Annotated in this window: 9 protein-coding genes; all 9 read left to right on the top strand. The window is 73.6% G+C overall.

The window, feature by feature from the left end; all coding sequences use genetic code 11:
* Window positions 1-597 (top strand): AMP-binding enzyme (locus tag DQW85_RS14065; protein WP_240197168.1); only part of this gene is annotated, 597 nt, incomplete at its 5' end.
* A gap of 126 nt (window positions 598-723) precedes the next feature.
* Window positions 724-1992, top strand: a complete 1269-nt coding sequence (locus tag DQW85_RS14060; RefSeq protein ID WP_162794971.1) for an MFS transporter — start codon at window positions 724-726, stop codon at window positions 1990-1992.
* Window positions 1989-4916 (top strand): type I polyketide synthase, encoded by a 2928-nt coding sequence (locus DQW85_RS14055; protein WP_113700763.1) that lies wholly within the window; start codon window positions 1989-1991, stop codon window positions 4914-4916. The genes DQW85_RS14060 and DQW85_RS14055 overlap by 4 nt, the downstream gene beginning before the upstream one ends.
* Entirely contained in the window at window positions 4913-5707 is a 795-nt protein-coding gene (locus DQW85_RS14050; RefSeq protein ID WP_113700762.1) for a thioesterase II family protein, read from the top strand. Before DQW85_RS14055 ends, DQW85_RS14050 begins: the two co-directional genes overlap by 4 nt.
* The gene (locus tag DQW85_RS14045) at window positions 5610-7646 is read left to right on the top strand and encodes an acyl-CoA dehydrogenase family protein (protein WP_113700761.1); all 2037 of its coding nucleotides are present in this window, start codon (window positions 5610-5612) and stop codon (window positions 7644-7646) included. Before DQW85_RS14050 ends, DQW85_RS14045 begins: the two co-directional genes overlap by 98 nt.
* Window positions 7647-7700: 54 nt before the next feature.
* Complete coding sequence (locus tag DQW85_RS14040; protein ID WP_162794970.1) at window positions 7701-8414, top strand: SbtR family transcriptional regulator; 714 nt, start codon at window positions 7701-7703, stop codon at window positions 8412-8414.
* A gap of 266 nt (window positions 8415-8680) precedes the next feature.
* Entirely contained in the window at window positions 8681-8965 is a 285-nt protein-coding gene (locus tag DQW85_RS14035) for an SgcJ/EcaC family oxidoreductase (protein WP_113700759.1), read from the top strand.
* Window positions 8962-9369, top strand: coding sequence for a hypothetical protein (locus DQW85_RS14030; protein ID WP_113700758.1), 408 nt, complete (start codon window positions 8962-8964; stop codon window positions 9367-9369). Before DQW85_RS14035 ends, DQW85_RS14030 begins: the two co-directional genes overlap by 4 nt.
* On the top strand, window positions 9366-10226 hold the full coding sequence (locus tag DQW85_RS14025; protein WP_113700757.1) for an SDR family oxidoreductase: 861 nt from the start codon (window positions 9366-9368) through the stop codon (window positions 10224-10226). Before DQW85_RS14030 ends, DQW85_RS14025 begins: the two co-directional genes overlap by 4 nt.
* Window positions 10227-10338 lie beyond the last annotated feature (112 nt).

Genomic DNA, 10338 nt, shown 5'->3' with positions numbered 1-10338 from the left:
ATCGAGCCCCGCGAAGTGGAGGCCGCGCTCCGCGCCCACCCCGAGGTCGCCCAGGCGGCCGTCGCCGCCCGCCCCGACGGCCGCGGCGATCGGCGCCTGGTCGGGTACGTGGTCCCGCGCCAGGGTGGAGCCGTCCCGGCCGGCCTGCGCCGTCACCTCGCCGCCCGGCTGCCCGCGTACATGCTGCCCACCGCGCTGGTCGCACTCGACGCGATGCCGCTGACCTCCGGAGGAAAGGTGGACACCGCCGCGCTCCCGGATCCCCCCGCCGCGGCCCCGGGCGGGGCGCCGGTCCGCACCGAGCTCGAACGCACCGTGGCAGGAGTCTGGCGGCAGGTGCTCAAGCTGGACCAGGTGGGCGCGGACGACAACTTCTTCGACCTGGGCGGCGACTCGTTCGCCTTGGCCGCCGTCCATCGCGCGCTCGGGGAGCTCCTGGGCCGCCGGCTGCCGCTGGTGACCCTCTTCGAGTTCCCGACCGTGACCGCGCTGGCCCGCCATCTGCAAGAGGACGTTCCCGCCGCCGCCGACGACGATCACGCCCGTGGCGGCCGGCTGCGCGCGGGCCGCGACCGGCTGCGCGACCGGCGCCGCTGACCATCGAGCTGACCATCGAGCTGACCGTCCCACGAAAGGAGCGCACACGCGTGTTCGACGACAACGATGAGCCGGCGGCATGCCCGGAGCACATCGACCGCGAACGGATCGGCAGGGGGTACTGAGGTGGCGACCAGCCTGTTGCGCGCCTCCGGTTTCCGCAACCTGTGGCTGGCGCAGACGGCGAGCCTGCTCGGCACACAGGTCACGCTGCTCGCCCTCCCCTTGGCGGCGCTGCTGCTGCTGGACGCCTCGCCGCTGGAGATCGGCCTGCTGTCGGCCGTCGAGTTCCTGCCCATCCTGCTGGTCGGGCTGCCCGCGGGCGTGTGGATCGAGCGGTTCCGCCGCCTGCCCGTGCTGATCCTCACCGACGTCGGCCGCGCCGTGGCCCTGCTGGCCGTGCCGGTGGCCGCCTGGCTGGATCTGCTCAGCATGCCCCTGATGTACGCCGTGGCTTTCGCGATCGGGCTGGGAACGCTCTTCTTCGACGTCGCACAGCTCTCCTACCTGCCGGAACTCGTGCGGGACGACCGGCTGGTGGATGCCAACGGCAAGCTGGAGCTGTCCCGCTCGATGGCGCAGCTCGCGGGTCCGAGCGCCGGAGGCTTTCTCGTGCAGGCGTTCACCGCGCCGGTGGCGATCCTGGTGGACGCGGTCAGCTATCTGATCTCCGCGGTCTTCCTCGTCTTCGCCAGGGCAGAGCGGACCGTCGAGCCCGAACCGGCCGAGCGCCCTGGGTTGCGCGGGGAGATCGCGGAAGGCATGCGTTTCGTGTTCGCGCACCCGCTGCTGCGCCCGCTCATCCTATGCGCGGCGATCGCCGAGCTCGCCTTCGCCGCCGTACTCGCCCTCCTCGTGGTCTACGCCGCCGACGAGCTGCGTCTCGGCCCGGGCGCGATCGGCGTCGCGCTGGCGGTCGGGAACGTGGGCGGCCTGTTGGGCGCGCTCCTGGCCGGACCGCTGTCGCGGCGCATCGGCGACGGCGCGGCGTTCATCGTCTCCATCGCCCTGTTCAGCGGCGGCGCGATCCTGCTGCCCCTCTCGACCGGCGCGGTCGCCCTCTCCGGCGGCCTGTTCGTCGTGTACGTCGGTGCGGTGATCTTCAACGTGCTCCAGGTCAGCCTCTGCCAGATCGTGACCCCGGCGCGCCTGCTCGGCCGGATGAACTCCGTCTTCCGCTTCGTGACCTGGGGCATGGTGCCGTTGGGGGCCGCCGGCGGCGGGCTTCTCGTCGCCCCCGCGGGCCTGCGCGGCGTGTTCTGGATCGCCGCGGTGCTCACCGTGCTGTCCATGCTGCCGCCGCTCTTCTCCCCGGTACGCCGTCTCCGGCAGGACCGGCCCGCCGGTGAGCCGCATGAGAACCCTCAGCCCACGCACACAGGAGAGGTCGCATGACCGGCGACGACCAGCACGACCAGTCCTCCATCGCCGTGATCGGGATGGCGGGCCGCTTCCCCGGCGCCCGCGACCTGGACGGTTTCTGGGAAGTGCTCGAGCGCGGGGCCGATGTCATCACCCGGTTCCCGCAGGCACCCGGCGACGGACGCACACCCGCGTACGGCGTGCTGGACGGCGCCGACCAGTTCGACGCCGCCTTCTTCGGCTATTCGCCGCGCGAGGCGCTGATGCTCGATCCGCAGCACCGCGTGTTCCTGGAATGCGCGTGGGAGGCCCTCGAACACGCCGGCTGCGTCCCCGCCGCCTACCCCGGGGTCATCGGCGTGTACGGCGGCAGCGGTGACACCGACCACTTCGTGACGCTGCGGGCGCACCGGGATCTGTTCCCCGGGGCCACCGACTGGGAGCTCCGGCTCGCCTCCGGGATGGACTTCCTCACCAGCCGCGTGGCGTACAAGCTGCGGCTGACCGGACCGGCGGTCACCGTGCAGACGGCGTGCTCCACCTCGCTCGTTGCCGTGCACCAGGCCTGCCAGGGGCTGATCGCCGGAGAGTGCGACGTCGCCCTCGCCGGCGGGGTCACGGTCCGGGTCCCGCACCCCACCTCGGACCAGGGCGACGACGGCATCCTGTCCAGGGACGGCCGCTGCCGCCCGCTGGACGCGGAGGCGAGCGGCACCGTCGCCGGGGACGGCGCGGGCGTCGTGGCGCTCAAACGTCTCGCCGACGCGCTCACCGACGGTGATCACGTCCATGCGGTGATCCTCGGCTCGGCGGTCAACAACGACGGCGCGGGCAAGGTGGGCTTCACCGCTCCGAGCGTGGACGGGCAGGCCGCGGCGGTTCGCGCGGCGCGACTCGTCGCCGGAGTCGACCCGGCCACGATCGGGTACGTCGAGGCGCACGGCACCGCCACCGAGGTGGGCGACCCCATCGAGGTACGCGCGCTGGCCAAGGCGTTCGGCACGGCGCGCGGCTCCTGCGTGCTCGGCTCGGTCAAGTCGAACATCGGCCATACCGACGCGGCGGCCGGGGTGATCGGGCTGATCAAGGTCGTGCTCTCGCTACGCCACGGCCTGATCCCGGGTACGGCCCATTTCCGCCGCCTCAACCCGCGCATCGACCTCGCCGGAACCCCGTTCACGGTGAGCGGCGACGCCGTGCCGTGGCCGAGGACCGGGGCCCCTCGCCGGGCCGCGGTGAACTCGCTCGGCATCGGCGGCACCAACGCCCACATGATCGTGGAGGAGACCCCGGCGGCTCCGGAGCCCGAGCTCCCCGGCGACGACCGGTATCACCTGCTGCCGCTGTCCGCCCGTACCGATGGCGCACTGAACAGGGCGATGGTCCGGCTCGCCGCGCACCTGCGGCGCGCGGACGACGTCCCGCCCGGGTGCGTGGCATGGACGTTGCAGACAGGCCGCACCTCGTTCCCGCATCGGGCCTTCGTGGTCTGCGCCGGCGGGGAGGACGCGGCGCGCGCACTGACGGAGGCGGGCGCCTCCCCCTCGGTCACGGCCCACCCGGACGGCGGGCGCGGCGTCGCGTTCCTCTTCCCCGGCCAGGGCGGCCAGCACGTGGGCATGGGCGGCGAGCTGTACGAGCGGGAGCCGGAGTTCCGGGCGGCCATCGACGCCTGCGCCGAGCTGGCCGGGCCGGAGCTCGGCCTCGACCTGCGCGACATGCTCTACCCGCGACTCCCCCGGGACCGGGCCGGGGCCGAGGCGCGGCTCGCGACGATGCGGGTGTGCCAGCCGGCGCTGTTCGCCGTCCAGCACGCGCTCGCCGAGCTGTGGCGCTCGCGCGGCGTCACGCCGAGCGCGGTCCTCGGGCACAGCCTCGGCGCCTACGCCGCCGCCCGCACGGCGGGAGTGCTCACGCTGCCGGAGGCGATGACGCTGGTGCTCGCCCGCGGCAGGCTCCTGGACGGCCTGCCGCCCGGTGCGATGCTCGCGGTCGCGCTGCCCGCGCCCGAGGTGGAGCCCCTGCTGGACGGCCACCTGTCGATCGCCGCGATCAACGGCCCCGAGCAGTGCGTCGTCGCCGGGCCGCCCGGCGACCTCGACCGCCTGAGGCGCCGCCTCGCCTCTCACCGGTCCTCTCAGCGGTCCTCTCAGCGGGAGGTGGAGACGCGCACGCTGCGCATCGCCGCCGCCGCGCACTCCGTGCTGGTCGAGCCGGTCCTGGCGGAGTACACGCGCATCGTCGGCGAGCTTCGGCCGCGCCCGCCGCGGATCCCGTGGATCTCCGACCGGACGGGTCGGCCCGTCTCCCCCGGCGAGGCAGCCGACCCGGCCTTCTGGGCGGCGCATCTGCGCGACACCGTGCGGTTCTCCGACGCCCTGCGGACGCTGCTCGCCGGCGGTGACGACGTGCTGCTGGAACTGGGCCCCGGGCACACGCTCGGCGGCCTGGCCCGCAGGCACCCGTCCTGCGGGCCCGAACGACCCATCGTGCAGAGCCTGCCGCACGCCGTGGACGCCGCCGGAGGCGCGTACGAGCTGCTCCGGGCCACCGGCCGGCTATGGCAGGCGGGCGTGACCATCGAGTGGGCCGCCCTGCATCGCGGCCGCGCCCGCCGGCGGATCCCGCTGCCCACGTACCCGTTCGAACGACGCCGCTTCCGCCTGGGCGAGGAGGAGGCGTTCACGCAGGCCGCCGCGGACACCGGCGTCGCCTTCTCCGCTCCCGAGACGGAGCTGGAGAAGGCACTCGCCGCCGCGTTCGGCGACGCGCTGGGCCTGGCCACCGTGGGCGTGCACGACAACTTCTTCGACCTGGGCGGCGACTCCTTGATCGCGGCCCGCGTGATGAGCATGGTGCGGCCGAGGCTGGGCGCCGGCCTCACCGCGCGCATGATCTTCAGAGCGCCCACGGTCGCCACCCTGGCCCGCCTCATCGACGCCGGGCGGCGTCCGTGACCGGCCCGCGCCCGCACTGGCTGCTGTGCCGGCTCCGCCGTCCCGGCGCCCGGCTGCGGATGTACTGCTTCCCCCACAGCGGCGGCTCGGCGGGCGAGTACCTGCGCTGGTCGGGCGCGTTCCCCGGCGTCGAGCTGTGGGGTGTGCAACTGCCCGGACGCGGTGGCCGCCACGCCGAGCCCCCGCTGACCAGCATGGCGCAGGTGGTGTCCGCGCTGGTGTCGGAGGTGGAGTTCGGGGTGCCGTTCGTCCTGTTCGGGCACAGCCTCGGCGCGCTCATCGCGTACGAGACGGCGATCGCGCTGCGCGAGCGCGGACTTCCGCAGCCGGCCGGGCTCTGCCTGTCCGCGTACGGCGCCCCGCACCTGCACGAACCGGGAACGGACCTGACCGGGCTGGACGGCCCGGCGCTGGTGGAGGCCATCGAGCGGGAGCACGGCCCGCTCCCCGGCCACGTGGCCGACGATCCAGAGCTCCTGGAACTCATGCTCCCGGTGCTCCGTGCCGACCTGACCATCGTCTCGACCTACCGGCACACGCCGGCCGAGCCGCTCGCCTGCCCGCTGGTCGTCCTGGGCGGCGAGGGTGACCGGGAGACGGGCGAGCGGCTGACCGCCTGGGGCCGGTACACCACCGGCCCGTGCCGGGTGCGGACCTTCCCCGGCGACCACTTCTACTTCAGGGAGCGGCTCGATGACGTCCTTCGACACCTCGCCACCAGCCTCGACGAGCTTTCTGCGGGAGCTGTACCTCGGGCGCGTCCGCTGGGACCTCCTGCGTCCCTTTCCTGAGCAGGATCCGGTGGACCGGCGCGCCGGCGACCAGGCCGTCGCCCGGATCATCGAACTGCTGAGCGATCCCGGGGCCCTGGACGGTGCCGATTCGAGCGGCCGCCTTCCCGAGGGACTCCTCTCCTCCCTCCGCGACGCGGGACTGCTCACGCTGATGGTCGATCCCACGCTCGGCGGGCTGGGGCTCTCCTGGACCAACGCGTTCCGGGTCGTCGAGGCGGCGGCGGGCCGGTCCATGGCGGTGGCGTTCACCATCGCGATCAACAACGGGTTCGGCTCCGGCTCGTACCTGCCCGCCCTCCCGCCGGGCCCGTTGCGCGACCTCATCGCGGAACGGGTCGCGGACGGGATCTTCTCCGGGGGCGCGGACGCCGAGCCCGCGGGCACGGCCAACCGGCGGCGTACCACCGTGGCGGTTCCGGTGGACGGCGGGGAAGCGTACCTGATCACCGGCGAGAAGGTGTTCATCGGCAACGGTCCCATCGCGGACCTGCTCGACGTCTCCGCGACCCTGGTGGCCGACGACGGCACCGAAACGGTCAGGCTGTTCTTCGTCGACACCCGCAGCCCCGGCTTCGAGGTGGTGACCACACACGAGTTCATGGGGCTGCGCGGCGCCGCCATCGGCATGCTGCGCCTGAACGGGGTACGCGTGCCCGCCGAGCGGCTCATGCCCGAGCAGCCCGACGACGGCTGGCGCATGCGCCCCGACAGATCCACACCTCCCGGCTCGCCCCCGGCCCAGGCCGACCTCGGCCGGCTGGCCCTGCTGGGCCGGCATCTCGTCATCGCCCCCGCGTCGCTCGCCGTCGCCCGCATGTCACTGCTCTGGTCGAAGGACTTCGCCAACCGGCGCAGCATCGACGGCCGCGGCCTCGGCGAGTACGAGGAGACCCAGAGGCTCGTGGCCGAGACCGCGGCGGAGGTCTTCGCGATCGAGACGGTCTCGCTGTGGTGCCTGCTCGGCGGCGACCGCGCCGACACCCGTCCCGACGTCTCCGCCGCCAAGAACCTCACCTCGCTGGCGAGCTGGCGGGCGATCGACCGTACCCTGTCGCTGCTCGGCGCGGAGGGGTACGAGACCGCTCGGAGCAAGGCGGCCAGGGGAGCCCCGCCCCTGCCGGTCGAGCGCTTCTTCCGCGATGCCCGGAGCCTGCGAGTGGCGGGCGGCGTCGACTTCATGCTCGACAAATGGTGTGCCGAGGCCGGCCTGTCCCCCTACTACCGCCCCGGTGACGGCCTGTCGCGACCCGCGAGCGACACCCCATCCGCTCCTGCCGTTCCCGGCGGCGAGCACGGACGTTTCATAGCGGCCCAGGCGGCGGCACTGGCCGAGCGCTGCCGGTCGTTGACGGCCCGGCTGCCGCGGGACGAACTGTTCGCGCGGCAGCGCGCGGTCGGCCTCATCGGCCGGATCGCCACGGAGCTCCTGGGCATGTCCCTGACCGTCGCCCGCTCCGCCGACCTCGCCGAACGGGGCGACACGACAGCGCTCGACCTGGCTGACATCGCCTGCGACGCGTCCACGTACCGCCTGAGGACGCTATGGGCGCAGCTGGACCGGGAGACCGCCCTCGACGGCCACATCCGGCACCGGCGGACCGGCCAGGCGCTGCTCGACGGCACGGCATCCCTGGTCTTCCCCCTGGGCGAAGGCCCCGCCACCGGCACGCACGCGCCCCCGGACGGCGACCCGCCGCAAGGCGACCCGCCGCAAGGCGACCCGGAGAGCGCGGTGGCCGCCGTCTGGCGCGAGCTCTTCGACCTGGACCGGATCGGCAGGCACGACGACTTCTTCGAACTGGGCGGGCACTCGCTGCTCGCCATCCGCATGGCGTCGCGGCTCCGCGAGACGATGGGGCTGCGCGTACCTGTGCGCGTCATCTACGACAATCCGACCATCGCCGAGATCGCCAGACGGATCGAGGAGGTCTCCTGACCACCCGTTCTCGCGCCCGGCGGTCCGGGTGGGCGGCCCTCGGGCCCGCGGGCGTTGTCGGCGGAGGAAGTCCAGCAGCGCCTTGGCGAGCGCGTCGGGAGCCTCTTCCGGCAGGAAGTGACCGGCGTCCGGGATGACCAGTCCGGTGACGTCGCCGGCCACCAGCCGCATGACCTGTTCGACGGCCGGGCCGCTGCCGCGCTCTCCGCCGACCGCCGGCACCGGGATGGTCAGCGGTCCGTCCTGCTGCCGGCGCAGCACCTGCGCCGCGGACTGGTCCGCGCGGTAGAACTCGCGCGCAGCGCGTCGCCCGCCTCGCCGGGGTGGGCGTGGCCACCGTCTACCGCCACTTCCCCCCACTCCCGAGGCGCTGCTGGAGACCGTCGCGGCGCCCTGCCTGGAGTCCCTCGTCGCGCACGGCGAGCGGGCCTGGCCGACGACGACCCGTGGCGTGCCCTGTCGGCCTTCCTGTTCCACACCATCGACGCGCAGATCACGGACCCGTCCCTGTCGCCGGTCAGCGCCGCCCCCGCGAACGCGCTGCCCCGCACCACGGAGCTCAAGGCGGCACTGCGCACGATCGGCGGCCGGCTGCTCGACCGCGCCCGCGAAGCCGGCGCCGTCCGCGCCGACCTGACCCCCGGCGACCTCATCCCGCTCATGTGCGGCATCACCTACGCCGCGACCGCCCATGACAGCGACCGGGCCGCCCGCACCCGGACCGCTCGCCGCTACCTGACCCTGCTGCTGACCGGACTGCGCACCTGACCACCTGAGCACCTGAGCACCTGACAGTCGCGTGATTCCATGACGCTTGCTTACGTATAGTGCAACATGCAATAGTGAAGAGCGCTATAGGAGAGAGCCTGCCTCACCGCCGCGGAGTGAGCGTGGGTGGTCAGCTCTCCCACGTCCGGGAGGCCGCGGCAACGGCCCCCCGGACGGAAACCACTTCATCGACAGGCGACGGTCGTCGTGGTCTCGGAACTGCAAGCCGAGCTTAGCGGCCGGCGCACGACCCCCAGGGATCCGACATGAGTTCGAACGATCACCCGTTCACCGGCACCCTCCTCCGCCTGAACGCGGCGTGGAACGACGGCGACGCGGCCGCCTACGCCGCCCAATTCACCCCGGACGCCAGCTACGTGGCCTTCAACGGGGACGTCGTGCACGGCCGTGCCGAGATCGAGAAGGCGCACCGCTTCCTGTTTGAGGGTCCGTTGCGAGGGTCGCGGCTCGTCGACGACGGAGGCACGTGGTCGATCTCTGCGTTCCGGAACACGCGGCGGCACCCGCGGAGCGAGGGAGGGACGCGATGAAGAGGCTGCTGTTCGAGGCGTCCGCATCCGTGGACGCGACGGTTGAGCAGGTACGCGCGCTCATCGACAGCGGCTGGGTGATCGACGCCGTCCTCAGCACCGGCACCGGCTCCGGCGACGATGCCGACGCCGATTCCGCGACGGCGCGCTCCTACGTCGACGTCGATCACCGGGAAGGAGTGGTCGGCTTCCAGGGGCACTGGTGGTACCGCGGGGAGCTGAGCGCCTCGGCCTCGGAGGGGCGTACGGTGATCACGTACCGGGTCTTCAACATCGCCCGGCGCGGGGCGTGGGCCGTGCCTCTCGCCAACCGCTTCTTCATCGGCTACGACAGGGCCGTGCGACAGGCGGCGCGGGGTGTGGCCGAGGCGATCGAGCGGCACCTTGCGGAGGCCACGTCATGATCCTCGTGACCGGTGGCACCGGAAACACCGGGCGAGAGGTCGTCGATCAGCTCCTCGCGGCAGGTGAGGAGGTGCGTGTCCTGACCCGCGACACCGGCCGGGCGGCCGTGACGCTGCCGCCCGGAGTGGAGACGGCGGCGGGCGATCTGGTGTCGGGTGACGGGCTCGCCGCGGCGCTCCCCGGCGTGGACGCGGTCTTCCTCTTCCTCGACGCCACCCGTTCGCCGGACGGGTCCGCGGGCCCCGCGGCCGAGACGATCGCCCGGCACGGCGTCCGGCGCGTGGTCGCCCTCTCCTCCGCCTCCGCGGGCGGCGATCCGTCGAACATCATCGCGGCCGGCCACCTCACGGCGGAGGCCGCGCTCGCGCGTGCCGGACTGCCCGCCACGGTCCTGCGGCCGGGCGAGTTCATGAGCAACGCGCTGGGCTGGGCCGGCGCGGTACGCGCGGGTGAGCCGGTGCGCGTCCCGTTCCTGGACCACCCGAGCGCGCCGGTCGACCCGGCGGACATCGCGGCGCTCGCCGTGGTGGCCTTGACCTCGGACGAGGCGAAGGATCGGGTGCTGCCGATCAGCGGCGGCGAATACACCACGCCGCGCCGGCGGATCGAGACGCTCGGCGGGATCCTCGGCCGCGAGATCGTCGCGGAGGAGGTCCCGGAAGCCGAGTTCGTCGCGGGCATGAGCCAGACGATGCCGGCGTTCGTGGTCGAGGCCGTGCTGGACCTGCAACGGCAGGAGCGCGACAAGGGCGCAAGCACGGCGGACCGGCTGTGGCCGGCGGTGCGCGAGCTGACCGGGCGTGAGCCGCGTACGTTCGCGCAGTGGGCGGCGGCGCATCGGGCCGCCTTCGGGTGAGCGAGGCCGTGACGGGGCGCCTTCGGCTGAGCGAGGCCGTGACGGGGCGCCTTCGGGTGAGCGAGGCCCGTTGACGCGGCCCGCCGCCCGGGGCGGGCCGCGTCACGGGCCG

The organism is Nonomuraea lactucae, from assembly GCF_003313395.1.
GTDB lineage: Bacteria > Actinomycetota > Actinomycetes > Streptosporangiales > Streptosporangiaceae > Nonomuraea > Nonomuraea lactucae.
Note: the sequence above shows the minus strand (reverse complement) of the source record. Positions and strands in the feature narration are given on the sequence as shown.

Bases quoted from the DNA above. Each gene is read 5' to 3' on its own strand.
- DQW85_RS14035 (WP_113700759.1), top strand. From the start codon at position 8,681: ATGAGTTCGAACGATCACCCGTTCACCGGCACCCTCCTCCGCCTGAAC.
- DQW85_RS14030 (WP_113700758.1), top strand. From the start codon at position 8,962: ATGAAGAGGCTGCTGTTCGAGGCGTCCGCATCCGTGGACGCGACGGTT.
- DQW85_RS14055 (WP_113700763.1), top strand. From the start codon at position 1,989: ATGACCGGCGACGACCAGCACGACCAGTCCTCCATCGCCGTGATCGGG.
- DQW85_RS14045 (WP_113700761.1), top strand. From the start codon at position 5,610: ATGACGTCCTTCGACACCTCGCCACCAGCCTCGACGAGCTTTCTGCGG.
- DQW85_RS14025 (WP_113700757.1), top strand. From the start codon at position 9,366: ATGATCCTCGTGACCGGTGGCACCGGAAACACCGGGCGAGAGGTCGTC.